General features: G+C 68.2%; 8 protein-coding genes and 5 pseudogenes. 5 read left to right on the forward strand and 8 right to left on the reverse strand.

The features are described 5' to 3' along the window. Positions 1-136: 136 nt before the first annotated feature. Entirely contained in the window at positions 137-1,132 is a 996-nt protein-coding gene (locus tag ACIHCX_RS29960; RefSeq protein ID WP_400034915.1) for an XRE family transcriptional regulator, read from the forward strand. A 124-nt stretch (positions 1,133-1,256) separates the two neighbouring features. Next, positions 1,257-1,361: pseudogene (locus ACIHCX_RS29965) on the forward strand (IS5/IS1182 family transposase); the annotation flags it as partial. A 303-nt stretch (positions 1,362-1,664) separates the two neighbouring features. Here ACIHCX_RS29965 and ACIHCX_RS29970 read toward each other — a convergent pair. From ACIHCX_RS29970 to ACIHCX_RS29980, 3 genes and pseudogenes are all read right to left on the reverse strand, one after another. Continuing rightward, positions 1,665-3,731 (reverse strand): SpoIIE family protein phosphatase, encoded by a 2,067-nt coding sequence (locus ACIHCX_RS29970; RefSeq protein ID WP_400035216.1) that lies wholly within the window; start codon positions 3,729-3,731, stop codon positions 1,665-1,667. Between the two features lie 303 nt (positions 3,732-4,034). Further along, a pseudogene (locus ACIHCX_RS29975) lies at positions 4,035-4,654 on the reverse strand (L-threonylcarbamoyladenylate synthase); the annotation flags it as partial. Beyond that, positions 4,628-5,244: pseudogene (locus ACIHCX_RS29980) on the reverse strand (L-threonylcarbamoyladenylate synthase); the annotation flags it as partial. The pseudogenes ACIHCX_RS29975 and ACIHCX_RS29980, both read right to left, overlap by 27 nt. Before the next feature lies 1 nt (position 5,245). Between ACIHCX_RS29980 and ACIHCX_RS29985 the strand changes: the two are divergent. Further along, on the forward strand, positions 5,246-6,673 hold the full coding sequence (locus ACIHCX_RS29985; RefSeq protein WP_400034917.1) for a PP2C family protein-serine/threonine phosphatase: 1,428 nt from the start codon (positions 5,246-5,248) through the stop codon (positions 6,671-6,673). Positions 6,674-6,838: 165 nt separating this feature from the next. Here the strand turns inward: ACIHCX_RS29985 and ACIHCX_RS29990 are convergent. From ACIHCX_RS29990 to ACIHCX_RS30000, 3 genes and pseudogenes are all read right to left on the reverse strand, one after another. Next, a pseudogene (locus ACIHCX_RS29990) lies at positions 6,839-7,156 on the reverse strand (DUF4259 domain-containing protein); the annotation flags it as partial. Positions 7,157-7,433: 277 nt separating this feature from the next. After that, positions 7,434-9,800, reverse strand: a complete 2,367-nt coding sequence (locus ACIHCX_RS29995) for a M4 family metallopeptidase (protein WP_400035218.1) — start codon at positions 9,798-9,800, stop codon at positions 7,434-7,436. A 341-nt stretch (positions 9,801-10,141) separates the two neighbouring features. Continuing rightward, positions 10,142-10,378, reverse strand: a pseudogene (locus ACIHCX_RS30000) (IS701 family transposase); the annotation flags it as partial. 195 nt (positions 10,379-10,573) lie between these two features. On the opposite strand from ACIHCX_RS30000, the gene ACIHCX_RS30005 reads away from it, so the two are divergent. Further along, positions 10,574-11,155 (forward strand): hypothetical protein, encoded by a 582-nt coding sequence (locus ACIHCX_RS30005; RefSeq protein ID WP_400034919.1) that lies wholly within the window; start codon positions 10,574-10,576, stop codon positions 11,153-11,155. Between the two features lie 402 nt (positions 11,156-11,557). After that, positions 11,558-15,301, forward strand: coding sequence for a S8 family peptidase (locus ACIHCX_RS30010; protein WP_400034921.1), 3,744 nt, complete (start codon positions 11,558-11,560; stop codon positions 15,299-15,301). 189 nt (positions 15,302-15,490) lie between these two features. Here ACIHCX_RS30010 and ACIHCX_RS30015 read toward each other — a convergent pair whose 3' ends face one another. After that, positions 15,491-16,090, reverse strand: coding sequence for a two-component system response regulator (locus ACIHCX_RS30015; RefSeq protein ID WP_400034923.1), 600 nt, complete (start codon positions 16,088-16,090; stop codon positions 15,491-15,493). Continuing rightward, entirely contained in the window at positions 16,087-20,397 is a 4,311-nt protein-coding gene (locus tag ACIHCX_RS30020; RefSeq protein WP_400034925.1) for a HAMP domain-containing protein, read from the reverse strand. Before ACIHCX_RS30020 ends, ACIHCX_RS30015 begins: the two co-directional genes overlap by 4 nt. Positions 20,398-20,448 lie beyond the last annotated feature (51 nt).

The raw sequence follows: 20,448 nt of genomic DNA on the forward strand, positions 1-20,448 counted from the left end.
GCCGAGGCATTGGAGATTCCGGCCGAGGCGGTCGATCCCACTCGTGGCCCACTGGCTGCCGGGCCTCGGCGGCATGGTGATTCCGCTCGGTCCAGCCAGCCTGGTTCCGGCTCTCCGAGAGGCATGGCGAACGACCATGGAACGCGCTTCCCGCCGTACCTTCCTGACAGCCATCTCTGGCAGCGCCCTGATTACGCTGGCCTCCACCTGGGCGTCGGCCGACACCTGGGCTTGGGCCAACAACGACGGCACCAAAGCGGTCGGTGAGGATCTCGTCACCCTGCTGGAGGAGACCAGCGCCCGGCTGACCGCCCAGGCGACCGAGCAACGCCAGCACACCGTGCCCCTCATTGACGCACTCCTGACTACGGTCACGGACATCATCGAGGGCGGCCAATGCGGCCAGACAGTCAAGCTGCGCCTCCTCGCACTTGCCGCGGGCCTGAGCCAAACGGTGGGCTGGCACCGCTTCGACTACGGACTTCACGCCGAGGCGAGTCAGTACTGGATCGCCGGCCTGCACAGCGCCAACTCTGGGGGTGATCGGGATATGGGCGCGGCGCTGCTCGGAGACCTCGCCTATCAGGCATCCTGGCGGCGCGACCCGCAGACGGCCGCTGGCATTCTCGAACGAGCCCTGTCCGGGACCCGACACCCGGCTGCCCGGTCGCTGCTACAACTTCGGCTTGCACGAGCCATGGCAGCGCAGGGCGAGAAACGTGCCACTCTGCGGGCCCTCGCCGCAGCGGAACACCTTCTTGCCGCCTCGTCCGGAGAACCTGTGCCTGCCTGGTGCTCGTGGCTATCTGAAGCTGACCTCGCAGTCGACTCCGGACAGAGCCTGCTCGATCTCGGTGACACCCGCCGAGCCCACCAGCTCATCCGGGAGGGGCAGGAACTGCTGCCTGGCAGCCGAGACAAAACTCGCGGTGTTTTCCTCGCGTATCAGGCCAAAAGCCATCTTGATCTCAGGGAGCCAGACCTCGCTGCCGCAGCAGCGCTCGACTCCCTCAATCTGGCCGAGCGAATCGGCGCGCCACGGTGCGTACAAATGGTCCGAGAACTCATCCCCCTATTCAAGGCGCACCCCACCGCCCAGTGCGTGCCCGAATTGCTCGACCGCGCGGCGTAGCGCGGACGACGGCCCGCGCACGCCCTGGCCACGTTCCAGCGTGCGACCTGGACGCCATGTGCATCGGGGCCTAGTTGGTCGAGCGGGACTGAACTCCTGCCAGACTGGACCCATGGCACCAGTTCAACGGCTCCGCATCCGCTACGAGCGCCGCGCCGACCTCCACCAGGGCCTGCTCGAACTGGCCTGCAGCATCATGTGCCTTCGCCGCCTTAGAACTTCATTCTGAAATGATCAGTTAGTCAGCGCCGTCGAGAGACCGATTCGGCGGCAGCCTGCCGCGGCACCGAGATTATTCATGGAATCGCGGTCAGACGGAGCCTTGAAAACGACCACGTGTGCTCGATCTCCCCACTTGGTCGCTCGTTGGACGGATCAGTTCGGATTCGCCCGCGAGTTGGCGGTTCGAACCGATCCTCCTCATGCGTCTTCCACGCGCTCGTGTCGGGGCTGTAGCCCTTCATGTTTGGTCTGTTGGAAGGCTGTGCGTCTTGAGGCGTTCGGCGGGGAGGTGCGGCACGTGCTGCGCGGCTTACTGGGCCCGGGCGATGAGGAGGGCGACGTCGTCGTGGTCGTCGGGGTGGCGCAGGGTGTGCAGGAGCAGGTCGCAGGTCTCTTGCAGGGGGCGGTTGGGTTCGTCGAGGAGGCTGAGGAGGATCTCCAGGCGTTGGTCGATGGGGTCGTGGCGGGTTTCCACGAGGCCGTCGGTGTAGAGGACCAGTAGGTCGCTGGTCGTGACGTTCACGGTGGTGGTGTCGAAGGGGATGCCGCCGACGCCGAGGGGGGCGCCGGTGGGTAGGTTGAGTAGCCGGGGGGCGGGGCCGGGTCGGGCCAGCGCGGGTGGCATGTGCCCGGCATTGGCGATGTGGCACTGCATCCGGTGAGGGTCGTAGACCGCGTAGATGCAGGTGGCGATGTAGTGCTCAAGACCGCAGGTGATCTTGTCGAGGTGCTGGAGCACTTCGTGGGGGGCCAGGTCGAGGTCCGCGAAGGCACAGGTGGCGGTGCGAAGGCGGCCCATGGTGGCGGCGGCATCGATGCCGTGGCCCATCACGTCGCCGACCACCAGCGCGGTCTTGTCGCCGGGTAGGGGGATGACGTCGTACCAGTCGCCGCCGACCTCGCTGGTGGCCTGGGCGGGCTGGTAGCGGGAGGCGACCTCCAGGCCCACCAGGTGCGGTGGGTGCTCCGGCAGCAGGCTGCGCTGGAGGGTGACGGCGGCGTTGCGCACGCTCTGGTACCAGCGGGCGTTGTCGATGCTGACCGCGGCGCGGTTGGCCAGCTCACTGGCCAGGATGACGTCGTCCTCGTCGAAGGGCAGCGGGTTGCGGGTGCGCATGAGGTCCAGGGCGCCGAGTACTTCGCCCCGGGCGATGAGCGGCACCGCGAGGTAGGAGTGGACGCCGGCGCGGGCCAGGAGCGTGCCGGCCTGCTGATCGCGGGCGATGCGCTGCAGGTCCTCGTCGTCCACGTGCCGGACCAGGACCGGCCTTCCGGTGTGTACGCACAGGGTGACCAGGCGGTCGCTGTCATACGCGGCGGGGTCACCGGCAGGGTCGGCGGCGCGGAGGGCCACGGTGGGGAAGGCCGCCTTGACCGCAAGGGCGCGGAAGAGTTCCGGGCCCCTGTCCGGTGTGCCGGTGCGGCGGCAGGCCAGAACGTCGTCGAGGACGTCCACCGCGACCAGGTCGGCGAGATCGGGTGTGGCGATCTCGGCCAGCTCGCGGGCGGTCAGGTCGACGTCCAGGGCGGTCCCTACGCGGGCGGAGGCGTCGGCGATCAGGGCCAGGCGCCGTCGGGCCCGATCGGCTTCGGTGGCCGCCCGGTGCCGTTCGGTGACGTCGACGGCCAGGGTCGCGGCGCCGAGGACCCGCCCGCCCGGGTCCTCCAGCCGGTAGAGGGACAGTGACCAGGCGTGCTCGGTGTCGGGGTGGGCGGGGGCGCGGCCGACCGCGTACTGGTCGAGCAGCGGGTTCCCGGTGGTCAGCACCTGGTGCAGGGCCGACTCGATCGTGTCGATGTCGGGGAAGGGCAGGGTCTCACGGAGGTGGCGGCCGATGCGCGCTTCGGCGGGTACGCCGTCGATGTGCTCGAGCGCGGGGTTGACCAACAGGTAGTGGAGGTCGGGGTCCAGCAGGGCCACGCCGATCGGTGACTGGTTGATCAGCCGTTCATACAGGGCCAGGCCGGTTTCCACCCGTTGGAGCGTGGTGTGATCGGCCGCGATGCCCAGGGCGTAGACGTGCCCGAGATCATCCAGCAGCCGCACGTTGCGGAATTCCACCAGGCGGGTGCTGCCGTCCTTGCGGCGGATGGGAAAGGTACCGCCCCAGCTCCGGCCGGTCTCCATCACGTCGGTGAACAGCGACACGACGGACGTCAGGTGCTCCTCGTGCACCAGTAGCCGGCCCGCGTACTGGCCGAGCGCCTCTTGTGCCCTGTAGCCGAAGAGCTCCTCGGCCTGCGGGCTCCAGAACACGATCCTCCCGTCGGCATTCAGCACCACCGCGGCGATGCTGAGCACGTCCAGCAACCCGTTCAGATGGGGTGGCCCGGTGCCCGGCTCGTCGCCGCTGGATGGGAAGGATTCGGATGTCATACCAAACACTCCCTCCGCCAGCCGTCGCCACGTGTCGCGCCGTGGTGCCTCGGCTTCGCTCTGTGCCTGAAGTCTGGCTTCGGTATCTCCATGTTCCTCCTGGACTATCGACCCGCCGCGCCACGTGTCACGGACCGAGATCAAGTTCTTAGCGTTCAATCCGACAGCGTTGCCGGCAGCCGCTCCCTCACCCACCCTGGACAGCACGTGGTCGTGCGGGGTGACTGCTCGGCGAATCCCACGTTGCGACACTCCGCCGCAGGTCAAAGTCTGGTGGGCGGGGAATCTCGGTGAGCATGCTTGGCCGGCCACGCGGCGGAGCCGGTTGGCGATCGCCAGCCCCAGCCCCTCCTCCATCGGCAAGGACGCGATGATGAGGTCGCACCCCCGCTGGTCGAGTTCGCGCAGGAACCCGTACAGCCCGCGTGTGTAGGTGGCCAACGAACCCGGGACCGTCACCACGGCGTGCGCCTTCACCGGTCCTGAGCGCGGGGTCGGGATTGGGACAGCCCATCAACGGCCGGTGGATAGCCGTATACGTGGGTGAGGACCCCAGCACCGTCCCCCGAGCCGACCTGGCGCGGGGGACGGGGTGTGAGGCGTGCCGGGGATGGGGGACGGTCGTCGCTTACGAGGGGCGGTACGTGGACGCCCACCCGGTGCCCCAGCTCTTGCGCGAGCTCCGCTTCGGCGACAACCTTCTCCGGCTCGACGAGGACGACCCGCGCACGCGGCGCGTAATGCGACGGGTGCTGGCCCGGCACCCGAACACGACTCGTCGCGGGGACCGCGGGCAGGCACCCCAGCACCGCTTCGAGGTCCTCGAGCGTCACCCCGCCGGGCCGAAGGACGCTTGGGGCATCGCCCGTGGCGTCGACGATGGTCGACTCGACGCCGACCTCGCAGGGGCCGCCGTCCAGCACGAAGTCGACCGCCCTGCCGAGCTCGGCACGGACATGGTCCGCCGTTGTGGGGCTGACCGAGCCGAAACGGTTGGCGACGGAGCCGTGACACCGGCACCGAAGGCTGGCAGGAGCGCAAGCGCGACAGGGTGGTCGGGAACGCGCACGGTCACCGTCTCCAGGCCTCCGGTCGCTTCGGGGGGGGCACGCGGGGACCGCGCCGCAGGACCAGCCGGAGCGGCCCCGGCCAGAAATGTTCGGCCAGCAGGCGTGCTGGCGCGGGAACATCCTGGACGGCCCTCGGCGCGAAAACGGAGCGCCTCGGCGTAGTCGTCGACGAGGGTGACCAGGGGGACGTCCCTGGCCGTCGACGAGCTGCGGGAGGCAGGCCGCGAGGTCGAAGCCGACCTGCTGGCGCACAAAGATCTGTTCATCCGCGATGTCGACGAGCACTCGGGGGCTGGACGCGGTGACCGTGATGGCGGAAGCGGACGGCAGTCGGCCGCAATACGGGTACACGGAAGTATGCCCTCCCAAAAGTGCCCTGCAAGTCGCCGCCGGCCGTGGTACGAGACGCGCGGCCTTGTCGGTGTTCCGCTTGCGCTGATCATCGTGATCACCACCGTCAACCTGGCCACTCCCGGCCACCCGCACGTCGGACCGCTCCTGATCGTCGCGCCGGTGCTCGCCGCGGTGACCCTGGGGCCGAAGCTGACCGCACTGACCGGAGCGCTGGCCCTGGCGGACCAGGTGATCTTCGCCGTCCTTCTCAAGGACCTGCACTCGGCGCAGCGGATGGCGCAGATCGTCGCCGTGGTGGCGGCCTCGGCATTCGCCGCGCTCCTGTCCGGGATACGGGAGCGGAAGGTACGGGAGCTGACGCGGGTGCGTCAGGTCTCCGAGATCGCCCAGAACCTGGTTCTGCGCCCGCTGCCCCCACAGATGGGGCCCCTGCGCGTGGCTGCGGTGTACCTGGCGGCGGAGCGGGAGATGCATATCGGCGGCGACCTGTACGCGGCCGCCCGCACCGCCCACGGTACCCGGCTGCTCATCGGGGACGTCCGTGGCAAGGGCCTGACCGCCGTGAGCGACGCAGCGCTCCTGCTGAGCGCCTTCCGAGGGGCCGCGCACCGGCAGACGGGCCTGGTGGAACTCACCAGCTACCTGGACGCGAGCGTGTGCTGGAATTTGGCCGAACCCGGTGAGGACGACCTGGCGCAGGAGTGCTTCGTCACCGCGATGCTCATCGACATCCCCGACCACGCTCCCTCGGTCCAGATCGTCCACTGCGGTCACCCTCCGCCGCTGCGGCTACACCAGGGACAGGCCACCGCGCTCTGCGCCCACCAGGCTGGCCTCCCGCTCGGCTTGCAGCTGGACAAGCCCAGTCACTGTGTCGACACGTTCCACTTCGGGCAGGGCGACCTGCTCCTGCTGTACACCGACGGCGTGGCCGAAGCCCGCAACTCCCGCGGCGCTTTCTATCCCCTCGCCGAACGCGCCGCCGCCTGGAGCGGGCAGCACCCCGAGGAACTCCTGGAGCACCTTCGCAGCGACCTGCTCGCACACGCGGGCGGCCGACTGGACGACGATGCCGCCATGATTGCCCTCGAACGCCCTGCAGGAAGGCACAACAGCCGCGGCCCCCCCCACAAGCCTCCGAGTGCTATTACAAGCCGCTGGCACCGTTCCCTGGCAGCACCGCCGCCGCTTCCACCACCGGTTAATGGCTCAAGCCCCTTGTGCCGACGGAGTGGCATCGTCCATGAGGCGCTGGACGCTCAGGTTGCGCAGAACGCGCAGGCTGGGTGCCGAAGCGTGGTCAAGATCAGGCGCGCGTGCGGTGGCTGCAGCCGCCACGAGGAGGATGCCGGCCTCTGGACTGAGGTAGGTGACCTTGCTGAGGTTCACTTCGGCAACGGCAGGGGCGTGCGCGAAGGCTTCGCAGAGCTTTTTACGGATGTCATCGGCCTTGTCAGGGGTCAGCTCCCCACGTACCCGGACGACTGGGGTGAACGCGATGGCCGAGGCGGAACGTGAGCGGCATGGCGGACCCCTCCGGAGCAGGACTGCGACGTTGCCGACCAGGCCTCCCGGAACACAAACCTATCCCGGAGCGACGAGGTGAGCGCTGTGACCTTACTGCCGTTGGCTTCGTTCACTTCCGGGGGTTCGGGCACAACTTCCGTGCCGAGCGACGCTCAGTTATGACTGGACATCGAAGAGTGCGATGGAAGGCGGCGGCGGGGCGAGTACTGCGCGAAGGTGGTTGAGCATCGCCCGCCATTGTTTCCAGTCCTCCGGGGCGACCCAGTTTGAGGCCAGCCCCGCCTCGTCGCAGGCGATGCGGGCGAGGGCTTCGTCGGCGAGCGTCCGAAGGTCGGTGGGCAACGCGGGCATGGGTGTTTCCGGGCCGTAGGGTGTGTCGACGGGGTCGCCTCCGGGGCATTGCGCCGCGATCAGTGCGGCGGCGGCCGCCGCTTCTTCCGCTTCCGTGAGGTAGCCGGTGGCGTCGATCGTCCGCTCGGTGAGGGTGTCCGGGTGGTGGAGGATTCATCCGGCGACGGCCCGAGGAGAGGACGGCCGGGGGTGGCCGGGTCGTCGAGCAGTGATTGTCCGCAACTCTCGATTGGTTCTGCCGTTGGGTTCGACGAACTTCCGTCGGTTCAGACCGAGGGCGGCCGAGCCGGGTGGTGCCCACCGTCCACGGGACGACGGGCCGCGGTTGACGCATGAGAAGGGCCGGCAAACGCGCTGTGGGGGCCGTCCCGGCGGACGGCCCCCACGGATGGAACACAGGTCAGCTGACCGTCAGGGCGGTGTCATCGATGACGAAGCCCGTGTAGAGGATGGAGTCCTCCGCACCCGTGAACTTCAGGGTGACCGTGGAGCCCGCGAAGGAGGACAGGTCGAAGGACTTCAGCTGGTAACCGGCGGCGGCGTTGAGGTTCGAGTACGTCGCCAGCGTGGTCGCCCCGGCAGTCACCGTCAGCTTGTCGTACGCGGACCCGGTGGTGGACTCCGCGGTGTCGATGTGCAGATAGAAGCTGAAGGTCGCCTTGCAGCCGGCCGGGATCGTCACCGACTGGGACAGCGTGTCGGTGTGCGTGGTCCCGTACCCGTCGAGCCAGGCCTTCCAGGAGCCGGTGCGCGCCGGCTGGTTCTGGTTGTTGTCGATCACACCGCTGCTGGTGGTCCAGCCGGTGTTGCCCGACTCGAAGCCCGGGTTGCTCAGCAGCTGGGCCGAGGTGCACGAGCCGCCGCCGGAGGGGCTGACCGTCCAGTTGAAGGAGGCCGAGCCGGACGAACCCTTGCTGTCGGTCGCCGTCACCTTGGTGCTGTAGGTGGTCGCCGTGGTCGGGGTGCCGGAGATGAGACCGGTCGAGTTGTTGATCGACAGACCGGCCGGCAGACCGGTCGCGCTGTAGGTGAGCGCTCCGCCGTTGGTGGTGGAAGCCGAGACCTGCAGGCTCACCGCCTTGCCCACGGTGGAGGACTGGTCACCGGGGTTGGTGACGGTCACGCCGTCGGACGGCGGCGTGATGTGGCTGCCGACGTTGATCCCGGCGAACGCGTTGCCCACACCGGCGTACTGGGTGGAGTTGGTGCCGTACAGCGCCGCGGCAGCATTCAGGGCGGCGGTGCGGGCACCGGCGTAATTGGTGCTGGACGTCATGTACGTCGTCAGCGCCTTGTACCAGATCTGCAGGGCCGCATCCCGGCCTATGCCCGTGACGGCGACGCCGTCCGAGGTCGGGCTGTTGTAGCTGACGCCGTTGATGGTCTTGGCGCCGCTGCCCTCGGAGAGCAGGTAGAACATGTGGTTCGCCGGACCGGACGAGTAGTGCACGTCCTTGCTGCCCACGGTGGAGGACCAGTAGTCGGCGGAGGCGCCGTCCTTGCTGGGCTTGTCCATGTAGCGCAGCGGGGTGCCGTTGCCGTTGATGTTGATCTTCTCGCCGATGAGGTAGTCACCGGGGTCCGACGGGTTGTTGGCGTAGAACTCCACGCCGGTGCCGAAGATGTCGGAGGTGGCCTCGTTCAGGCCACCGGACTCGCCGGAGTAGTTCAGCTTGGCGGTGGCGGCGGTGACACCGTGGCTCATCTCGTGGCCGGCGACGTCCAGCGAGGTCAGCGCGTGCGCGTTGCCGGAGCCGTCGCCGTAGGTCATGCAGAAGCAGCTGTCGTCCCAGAACGCGTTGACGTAGTTGCTGCTGTAGTGGACCCGGGAGTAGGCCGCGACGCCGTTGTTCTTGATGCCGTTGCGGCCAAAGGTGTTCTTGTAGAAGTCCCAGGTCGTCTGGGCGCCGTAGGCGGCGTCCGCGGCAGCGGTCGCCGTGTTGGACCCGGATCCGTTGCCCCAGACGTCGTTGGAGCTGGTCATCAGGGTGCCGGTGCCCGAGGTGCCGCCGTTGAGGGTGTACGTCTTGTGGCCGCCGCGCGTGGTGTCGTACAGCTGGTACGTCGAGCCGGACAGCGTAGTGTTCAGCGTCACCGTGCCGCTGTACTGGGTGTTGCCGGTGCCGGTCATGACGGACTCGAAGCGGTTCAGCTCGTCGCCGGTGGTCGCGTCGGTGATGACGTGCAGCTTGCTGGGCGTGCCGTCGTCCTGGAAACCGCTGACCACCGTCTCCCAGGCGAGCTTCGGGGTACCGTCGCCGGCCCAGATGACCTTGCGGGCGCTGTCCGTCGCGGGCTTCTCGGCGTCGAGGGCCTTGGCCGTCTTCAGCGCCTTGGTCTCGGCGGCCGACTTGGTGATCGCCGCGGTGGTGGTGGACACCTTGAGAGAGCGCTTGTTGTTGAAGGTGGTGCTCACCGTGCCCGACGCCTCGGAGGTCGGCGAGGTGTGCACGACCAGGTCGCCGCCGAGGACGGGCAGACCGTCGTAGGTGCGCTCATAGCGGGTGTGCAGAGTACCGTCGTTGTCTTTGACGACGTCCTTGACGACCAGCTTCTCCTTCGAACCCAGGCCGAGGGAGTGCGCCGTCTGCGTCGAGTTGCCATCCGCGCTCTTGATCAGCGCGGCGCGCTGGGCGCCGGTGAGCTTCGCCTGCAGCGCGCCTGTTCGCAGGGAGCCGGTATGGGGGGCGGGTTTGGCGGTCGCGGGGACGGCCTGGGTGCCGAGGACGAGCAGGGCGGTGGACGCCACCAGCGCGCCTGCCGCCATTGCCCGACGGGGATTGTGTCTCACTCGTACTCCTCCTGCTGCGGCCGCGAGTCCTGCGGCCGTTGAGAGACCGGGCAGACGGGACGTGCTGTCCGGAACGAGCTGAACGGTGCGGGGGGAACGGTCACCGCGACGGTCCGGTCGTGGCTGGAGGAAGAGTGGCAGCATTGATCGGTTCATGTCACTCAGGGGGGTGTCGATTCGAGGGTTATCCCTCACCACCACCGTTGTAGGGTTTGGTCAGGTCCGTATTGGTGCTGGTAGGTCGCGGTGGCAGGTCGGGCAGGCGCCGGTCCAGACCCCGAGTAGTGTCCGTAGCTCGCGGACTACTTGGTAGAGGATCAGGCCGACGCCGGGTCTTTTGGGGCCCGAGCCAGTCGTTGCAGGGTGCAGAAGGCATGCGCGACAGAGACAACGGTGACGCGGTGGTGCCAGCCGCCTCAGGTTCGGCCCTCGAAGTGGGCCAGGCTCAGGGCGTGCTTCATCTCCCGGCAGTCGTGCTCGATGCGCCAGCGGAGCTTGGCGAGCCGGACCAGCGTGGTCAGAGACATGCCGGAGGGCAGGTCGGACAACCAGAACTGCACCGTATTCGCGAGGGGCGGATCTTCATGGACGCGATGGTCTGCTGAACGCTTCTTCTGCCTGCCAGATACGGGCGGCTGGCTCTACATGGTGGACAAGTGCAACGGCGGCGCTCGAGTGCAACGTCGCCATGCTCGCCGGGGCTGCCTCCGGGCTCAGCGTTGAACTTCCGGCCCATCGTGTTCTGGTCGGTGATCCTGACGACCAGCATCGTGGGCACCGCGATGTCGGACTTCATGAACCGCACTGCCGGGCTGGGCTACGCTGGCGGCGCGATCGTGCTGACCGTCCTGCTGGTCCTGGTGCTGCTCGAATGGCGGGCAACGGGGCAGACCATGGACGTCGAACGGATCAACACCACCGAAGGTGAAGCCCTGTACTGGACCGCAACACTGGTTTCCAACACGTTGGGAACCTCAAGCGGTGATTTCCTGTCCGACGGTCTGGGTATCGGGTTCCGCGACAGTGCGTTGGTCCTGTCCGGGGCGATGCTGCTGATTCTTGTCGCACACTACGCGACGTCGATCTCGGGGACGGTGCTGTTCTGGGCGGCCTATGTGTTGACGCGCCCGCTGGGGGCGGTTGCGGAGAACGCGGTAGAGAAGCCCGTCAGTCAAGGCGGCCTTGGAGTGGGAACTGCCATCACCTCCGCCGCTCTGCTTGCTGTACTGCTGGTACTGGTCGCTTACCAGTCGCTCAGTCACCGTCGGCAGCAGATGCGTATCGTGGAGGCCTCCGCAGCACCCCAACTGGCTGGCAAGCACACTTCGTAGACGCGTCGTTTCTACCGGCAGTATCGGCCCTTGCGGCAGCGAAGGTCACCCGTGGCGACCGGTCAGGCGAACGAGCGAATGGCCGCCTACGGGCTTATCGGCCGCTTCTCAGGGAGGGCGTGCACCCGTCTGCCAGGGCAGGCTGATGATCTCCGCCGCTGCCTTCGGCTGCACCTGGGATTCACGCACATGCGGCGATACTCCTCCCCGAGCGTCGGATCCGGCCGCGCGGTGGCGGGAAACCGCCACGGCGCGCCACGGCACAAACCCGCCGCGCCGCTCTTCCCTGCACGACCGCTGCGTATGCCAATGTGGCGCCACCGCAGTACCAACTTCAGCCCGGGTATACGGCATTGATGCCGTATCACCTGCGCTTTCACCTGGGGATAGGGAGAGCGAACGATGCGCGCGATATCGCGTACGGCCTCGGCGGCGGCAACAGCCGTCGTCCTGGCCGTCACCGCGGCTGGCCCGACCGCGGCCGGAACACGGACGGACACCGCGAGGCCGCTGGTCGGCAGTGAGGCAGCAGCGAAGAACGGCGCGGGCTCCGTCGTCACCCTCGTCACCGGCGACCGGGTCATGGTGACCAAGGACGGCTCGGGCCACAGCGTGGCGACCGTGCTACCCGGTGCGGACGGGACCGCGCCGCTCGTACAGACCCGGACGTCGGGCAAGAACCTGTACGTCTACCCGGACGGCGCCGTCAAGGCGATCGCCGACGGCCTCGTCGACGACGAACTCTTCAACGTCACAGGGCTGATCCGGCAGGGCTACGACGACGCGCACAGCGAATCGCTGCCGCTCATCGCCACGTACGACAAGTCCGTGGACGTGGAGAGAGCCCTGCCCGCCGCGCCGCGCGGTGCTGAGACCGGACCGGTTCTGGAGCCCGTCGACGGCGTCGCCCTGAAGGCCGACAAGAAGAAGGCCGCCGCCTTCTGGGCCGACATCACGAGCTCGAAGTCCCGCGCCGGCGGCGACCTCAAGAAGCTGTGGCTCGACGCCAAGGTCAAGGCCCTGCTCGACAAGTCGACCAAGCAGGTGCACGCCGACCAGGCCTGGGCCGCCGGGTACGACGGCAAGGGCACCAAGGTCGCCGTCCTCGACACCGGCGTCGACACCGACCACCCCGACCTCAAGGGTCGGGTCGCGGAGTCGAAGAACTTCACCGACTCCGACAGCGCCGACGACCACCAGGGCCACGGCACGCACACCACGTCCACCGTTGGTGGCTCCGGCGCCGCAAGCGACGGCAAGAAGAAGGGCGTCGCGCCCGGCACCACGCTCCTCAACGGCAAGGTCCTCAACGACTGGGGCGAGGGCGCCACGTCGTGGATCATCGCCGGCATGCAGTGGGCCGTCGACCAGAAGGCCGACGTCGTCTCCATGAGCCTCGGCAACCCGTCCGAGCTCGACTGCTCCGACCCGTTGTCGCAGGCCACGCAGGAACTCGCGCTGTCCGCGAAGGACACGCTCTTCGTCATCGCCGCGGGCAACTCGGGCCCGAGCAACAACACCGTGTCCTCGCCCGGCTGTGTTCCCGAGGTCCTCACCGTCGGCGCCGTCGACCGCGACGACTCCACGGCGAACTTCTCCAGCCGCAGCCCGGTCCAGCGCACCCACACCCTCAAGCCGGAGATCGCCGCCCCCGGCGTCGCCATCTCCGCCGCCGCCGCGGGCGGCCGGGGCGTGTACGCGTATGAGTCCATGAGCGGTACGTCGATGGCCACCCCGCACGTCGCGGGCGCCGCCGCCATCGTCAAGCAGCGCCACCCCGACTGGACCGCGCAGCAGGTCAAGTCCGCGCTCGTCTCCTCCGCCGAGACCGACATCCCCGGCGACGTCCGGGAGACCGGCGGCGGGCGGCTCGACGTGAAGGCCGCGATCGACCAGACGGTCCTCGGCGCCGACGCCGTCCAGGGCGGCGCCTTCAACTGGCCGCAGAGCGTCGCCGACCGCACCACCGTCCAGGTGCCGTACACCAACACCACCAACACGCCGGTGCAGTTGAAGCTCGCCGTCGACCGCGTCACCGGCAACGACGGCTCCACCGTGACGACCCCGGTCGCCAAGATCGGCGAGCGCACGGTCACCGTCCCGGCGGGCGGCACCGTCAAGGTCCCGCTGGCCATCGACCCGAGCGCCAAGCTCAAGGCCGCCCAGTACGGTGACGTCACCGGTCGCGTCCTCGCCACCGGCCCGGACGGGGTGCACATCAGCACGCCGTTCTCGCTCTACGTGCAGCCCGAGACCGTCACCCTGAAGGTCAAGGTCCTCGACCGGCACGGCAAGCCCGCCGGCGGCAGCACCTCGCTCGACGTGATCGGCACCGACAACGCCTCCGGCGAGCGCCGCTACAACGAAGGCGCCACCGAGCAGACGTACCAGATCCGGCCCGGCGCCTACTTCCTGTCCAGTTTCGTGGAGACGCCCACCGCGGACGGCACCGCCGCCGACTCCGCGACCTTCCTGGGCCGCCCGCAGGTGGACATCGCCAAGGACACCACGATCGTCCTCGACGCCCGCGACGCGCACCGGCTCGACATCCGCACCGACCGGCCCACCGAGGTCCGCGGCGCCACCCTCGGCTTCGCCCGCACCTGGGACGACACCTGGCTGCACGCGGCCACCATCGAGGGCGGCCGCGGACTGAACGCCTACTACGCGGACGTCCAGGGCCAGGCCAAGGACGGAGACTTCGAGTTCGACAGCTTCTGGCGCGCCGCGGCACCCCAGATCTCCGAGCTCGCCGTCGAGGGCGGCCCCGCACTGCACCCGACGACCGGCTCCACCAGCTCCGTCAACCTCGACGGCACCGGCTCCGCGCAGATCGTCGACGGCAAGTCCGGCACGCCCGCCGAACTGGCCGCGGCCAAGGGCAAGCTGGCGCTCGTCAAGCTGGCCGACCGCGACGCGCTGAACACCATCGCGCAGGACGCCGGCAAGGCGGGCGTCAAGGGCCTGATCCTCTACCGCGAGGCCGCGGGCCGCTGGTTCCCGAGCGTCGGCTTCACCGGCGGACCGGTCCCGGTCCTCGCCGTCGAGACCGCCGAGGGGACCGATCTCGCCGCCCGCATCGCCGCCGGCGAGACCTCCCTGCGCTGGAAGGCGACGGCCAAGAGCCCGTACGTCTACACGCTGGCCTTCCCCGAAGACGGCCAGATCCGCTCCGAGCGCACCTACCGGGTCGACGACGCGGACCTCGCCACGAACAAGGCGACCTACCGCGCCATGGGCAAGGCGGCCGACTACGTCGACTTCCCCTCGGTCGTCCGCCCGAACGGACTGTCCGCAGGCTTCGCCGAACTGGCCACCGTCCCCGCCCCGTTCACTCGCACCGAGCTGTACTCGGCCGGCACCGGCTTCGGTCAGCTCGTGTCCAGCAGCTTCCCCTGGGGCGAGTTCATGATCGACCCGGTGCGCACGTACGCGAAGGGCGAGAAGCGGACCCAGGAGTGGTACGGCGGGGTCGTCGCCCCGACGACCCCGCTCGACGACGACGGCAAGCAGATGCTCGCCGCGGAGCGCCAAGGCAACCTGATCGGTGTCGCCCCCGGTTTCTGGGGTGACGGCGAACACCTCGGCATGCAGGGCGGGTTCGGCGACCTGGGCGGCATGACGCTGGAGCGCGACGGCAAACTCATCGGATCCAGCTCCTGGCCCTCCGGGGTCTTCACGGTGCCGTCCGAGGACGCCGCGTACGAGATGACCCTGAACACCATGAAGTTGGACAGCAGCGGGGTCTGGAACCGTTCGCTGGAAACCACGACCACCTGGTCGTTCCGCTCGCACCTCGACGAGAACGTCTACTCGCAGGGCATCCCGCTCCTCTTCCCGCACCTCACGCTCCCGGAGGACGGGCTGAAGACGCTTCCCGCCGAGGACGGCCAGAGGCTCGGCCTGACGGTCACCGGCCACACCGGCTACACGCCGGGCGGGCTCACCAAGGTCGCCCTGTCGTACTCGTACGACAACGGCCAGACCTGGACCGAGGCGAAGACGGCGCAGAGCGACGGCGTCTGGACGGCGACGGTGAACCACACCGGCGCCACGGGCAAGCAGGTCACGGTCAAGATCGCCGCGACCGACTCGAAGGGCAACTCGGTCACCCAGACCGTGAACCGCGCGTACGACGTGCGCTAGTTCGACGAGTCATCCGAACCGGTCCGCCGGGCGGCCTTCCCGTGGGGGTGGGGCCGTCCGGCGGACCACTCGAAAGACCGGGGCTCCGCCGGCAAGGAACAGCCGCCCGGGACCACGCCGGCGCCGTCCGTATGAACCCTGCCTACCGCGAGACGATTCAGGGGTCGACGGACGGCTGGGCGGCTTCCGTCATCCCGACGCTGAATAGTGGCCGGTGCGGCCTGGGAGGAGAGTACCCACCGCACGTTCCACCTCCGCGATGCGGTCGGCGAGACTGGCCGTCTCCGCTTCGGGATTGTTGCGTAGCAGCAGCTCGATCTGGGCGAGCCGCTTGGTGATCTCCGCAAGCCGGTCTGCGTCCGAAGGCTGCACGCGCGTCGCCAACTGACGGTTCTTGCGGTACAAATCGAGAAAGACGTTGACTTTGGTGCGCAGCACCCAGGGATCGATGGGCTTGGTGATGAAGTCGGCGGCGCCGATCGCGTATCCCCGGTAGGTGTAGTCAGTACCGGGCTCGGTCCCCGTCACCAGGATGACGGGCACGTCCTTGGTCTGGTCGAGGCGCTTGATGTTGGTGGCGGTCTCGAAGCCGTCCATGCCGGGCATCCGGACGTCCAGGAGGACGACCGCGAATTCCTCTCGCAGCATTGCCTTCAGCGCTTCCTCCCCCGAGCGCGCGTGGACGAGGTGCTGGTGGAGCGGGCCGAGCACGGCTTCGAACGCGATGAGGTTCTCCTCCATGTCGTCCACGATCAGGATGCTGCATTGGTCGACCGGGCTGGTGCTCATGGCGCTTCCCTGGGCGGATCGTCGGCGCTGTCCTCTGCGTTGGACGGTTCATCGGCGTCCCGGTCCTGCGCCGGCTGCGGGGAGCCGTTCTGCGGGTCGAGCAGATCGCAGATGACCGACAGCAGGTGGTCGACGTTCACCGGCTTGGGCACGTACTCGGAGGCGCCGCTGTCTATCGCTTTCTCGCGGTCTCCGGGCATCGCTTTGGCAGTGAGCGCGATGATCGGCAGGTGTGCGAGACGGGGTGTGTTCCGGATGATGCGGGTGGTTTCGTATCCGTCGATCTCCGGCATCATGATGTCCATCAGGACCAGGGACACATCAGGGGACCGTTCCAGGACCTCGAGGCCCTCCCGGCCGTTCTCGGCGTACTTCACGGTGATGCCCACGCGGCCCAGTACGTGGGTGAGGGCGAAGACATTGCGGATGTCGTCGTCGATGATGAGGATGTGACGGCCTGCCAGTACGCGGCCGGGACGCCCGATGAGCCATTCCTTGAGCCGAGTCGCCTCCGGCCAGGCGTCCTGGCGGCCGTCAGCGGCCCCTGTGGCTCCCCTGCCCATCAGGTCGTCCGGGCTCAGGCGGCCCGGATCCAGGATGCCGGCACTCACCGCGCTGTCCAACACTTGCCCAGGCGATGCGTCCTCGGCGGCGGTTGCCGGCGCCCGGTCCTCCGCGAGCGGGACGCCGACGGTGTGCAGCTCCGCCGGGCCCAGCCCGGTGGTGGAGCCTGGGTAGTGCGAGGGAATGTAGAGGGTGAAGAGGGAGCCCACGCCCAACTCACTCTCCGCGACGATCTTGCCGCCGAGCATCCCGGCTATCTCCCGGCTGATGGACAGGCCGAGGCCGGTACCGCCGTACCTGCGGTTGGTGGTGCCCTCGGACTGCTGGAACGCCTCGAAGATCATCGGAAGCTTTTCGGGGGCGATGCCGATCCCGGTATCCTTGACGGAGAAAGCGATGACGGCTTCGGCGTCTTTGAGTGTCTCCTCCTCGAACTGTTCCCCCGGCACCTTCTCGACGTGCAGTTCCACGCTGCCGGAGTGGGTGAATTTCAGGGCGTTGGACAGCAGATTGCGCAACACCTGCTGCAGGCGTTGCTCGTCGGAGTACAGCTCGGCCGGTACGTTCTCGCCGACGGCGATATCGAAGCCCAGGCCCCTGTCGATGGTGAGCGGCCGGAAGGTGGCGTGCACGTAGTCAAGCAGCTTGACCAGCGGCAGTATATTCGGGCGCACGTCCATCCGGCCGGCTTCGATCTTCGACAGGTCGAGGATGTCGCTGATCAGCTGGAGCAGGTCCGAGCCCGAACGGTGGATGGTGGTGGCGAACTGCACCTCCTGTTCGGACAGGTTCCCGTCGGGGTTGTCGGCGAGCAGCCGGGCCAGGATCAGCAGCGAGTTGAGCGGGGTGCGCAGCTCGTGCGACATGTTCGCCAGGAACTCCGACTTGTACCGTGAGGCGGTTGCGAGGAGGGCCGCCTTCTCCTCCAACTCGGCGTTGGAGCACTGCAGTTCGTCCGAGCGCTCGCGCAATTCGGAGGTGAGGCGCTGGGACTGCGAGAGCAGGGACTCCGTTCGGGAGTTGGCGATGATCGTGTTGATCGAGACGCCGATCGTGTTGGCGAACTGATCCATGAAGGCCAGGTGCACATCACTGAACTTGCTGAGCGAGGCCAGCTCGATCACGCCGAGCACCTGATCCTCGAAGAGGATCGGCAGGATGACAATGCTCGCGGGGTACGCCATGCCGAGCCCGGAGCTGATGGTGATGTAGTCCGTCGGGACGTCGGTGATGATGATGCGCTGCTTTTCCTGCGCGGCCTGTGCGATCAGGCCGCGGCCTGGGGTGCCGGTACCGGGGAGCGGGCTGCTCTCGCCGGCCCGGTCGGTGCCGTACCCGGCGATGAACTGCAGGCCCTCGCCGTGCGGCGCGCCTGCCTCGGCCAGGAAGAACGCACCGAACTGCGCGTTCACCAGCGGGGTCAGCTCGCGCAGGATCAGGTCGGCGACCTCCACAAGGTCGCGATGGCCCTGCATGAGGGCGGCCATGCGGGTGAGGTTGGACTCCAGCCAGTCCTTGGCGCGGGTGGTCTCGCGGAGGTTGGAGACCATGAGGTTGATGTTGTTCTTCAGTTCGGCGACCTCGCCCTGGGCTTCGACCGTGATGGCGCGGGACATGTCGCCCTGGGTGACGGCGCTGGCCACCTCCGCGATCGCCCGGACCTGGGTGGTGAGGTTCAGGGCAAGCTCGTTGACGTTGGTGGTCAGCCGCTTCCACGTTCCGTAGACGCCCTCCACACGGGCCTGACCGCCCAGCTGCCCCTCACTGCCGACCTCGCGGGCGACGCGGGTGACCTCGGACGAGAACGAGGAAAGCGTGTCGACCATCGTGTTGATGGTCGTCTTCAGCTCCAGGATCTCGCCGCGCGCGTCCACATCGATCTTCTTCGACAAGTCGCCCTGGGCGACGGCAGTGGCGACCTGGGCGATGTTGCGGACCTGCGAGGTCAGGTTCTCTGCCATGAAGTTGACGTTGTCCGTGAGGTCCTTCCACACCCCCGAGACGCCGCGCACCTGTGCCCGGCCACCGAGCCGGCCTTCGGTGCCGACCTCGCGGGCGACGCGCGTGACCTCATCCGCGAACGCGCGCAGCTGGTCGACCATGGTGTTCACGGTCTCCTTCAGCTGCAGGATCTCGCCGCGCGCGTCCACCGTGATCTTCTTCGACAGGTCGCCGTTGGCGACGGACGTGGTCACCTGGGCGATGTTGCGGACCTGCGAGGTCAGGTTCAGCGCCATGAAGTTGACATTGTCGGTCAGCTCTTTCCACACGCCCGAGACCCCACGAACCTGCGCCTGTCCACCCAGGTTGCCCTCGGTGCCGACCAAGCGGGCGACGCGCGTGACCTCGTCCGCGAACGCCGACAGCTGGTCGACCATCGTGTTGATCGTCGACTTCAGCTCCAGGATCTCCCCTTTCGCCTCCACGGTGATCGTCTTGCCGAGGTCGCCCTGGGCGACCGCGGTGGCGACCTGGGCGATGTTGCGGACCTGCGAGGTCAGGTTCTCTGCCATGAAGTTGACGTTGTCCGTGAGGTCCTTCCACACCCCCGAGACGCCGCGCACCTGTGCCCGGCCACCGAGCCGGCCTTCGGTGCCGACCTCGCGGGCGACGCGCGTGACCTCGTCCGCGAACGCGGACAGCTGGTCGACCATGGTGTTCACGGTCTCCTTCAGCTGCAGGATCTCGCCGCGCGCGTCCACCGTGATCTTCTGGCTCAGGTCGCCGTTGGCGACCGCCGTGGTCACCTGGGCGATGTTGCGGACCTGCGAGGTCAGGTTCGACGCCATGAAGTTGACATTGTCGGTGAGGTCCTTCCACACGCCCGAGACGCCCGGGACCTGTGCCCGCCCGCCCAGCTGGCCCTCCGTACCGACCTCACGGGACACCCGCGTCACCTCGTCGGCGAACGCGCGCAGCTGGTCGACCATCGTGTTCACGGTGAGTTTCAGCTCCAGGAGCTCGCCGTTCGCCTCGACGGTGACCTGGCGTGTCAGATCGCCGCGCGCGACCGACGTGGTCACCACCGCGATGTCGCGCACCTGCGCGGTCAGCCGCGAGGCCATCGTGTTGACGGCCTCGGTTGCGTTACGCCAGTCGCCGACCAGCCCCTGCACCGTGGCTTGCCCGCCGAGACGGCCCTCGGTTCCGACCTCCCGGGCGACGCGGGTCAGTTCGCCGGTGAACAGCGACAACTGCTCCACCATGCGGTTCACCCCATGCCCCAGGCGCCGCAGATCGCCGCGGAGTTGGCGCTTGCCGTCGTGCAACTCGACGCGCTGCGTCAGATCACCGTCCGCAACAGCAGTCAGGACGCGGGTGGCGTTCACGGCAGGGACGGCCAACGCCTCCAGCAAGGTGTTGGCCGCTTCCACGCTCGTGGTCCACGCTCCCTGTCCGGGACTCGCTGCGAGCCGCTCGTCCAGCCGTCCCTGTCGCACCACTTCCCGGCGTACTCGGTCGAGTTCCGAGGCCAGATGTGCGTTCCGCACGATGATCTGGTTGAGCACCCCCGCCATCTCGGCGAGGACCCCCGCGGACAGCCCCTGCGTGCGTACGGTGAAGTCGCCGTCGCAGAATGAATTCATGGCCGCGAGCAGGGGACGCAAATCGGCCACACGTATCCACTCGCCGTCCGACGCGGGGCCGGGTCGGGCTGCGATCTCGGGGCTGGTTTCAGCGGGCCCCCGGTCCCGGAGTTCTGACTCACGAGAAGCGCGGTCAGGGTGGGTGGCAGAGTCCATGGCAACCCATTCCCGGCAAGTAAAAGATTCGATTACTTCCCTTTTAGGGTA

Source organism: Streptomyces sp. NPDC052043 (assembly GCF_044548235.1).
In the GTDB taxonomy this organism is placed as follows: Bacteria; Actinomycetota; Actinomycetes; order Streptomycetales; family Streptomycetaceae; genus Streptomyces.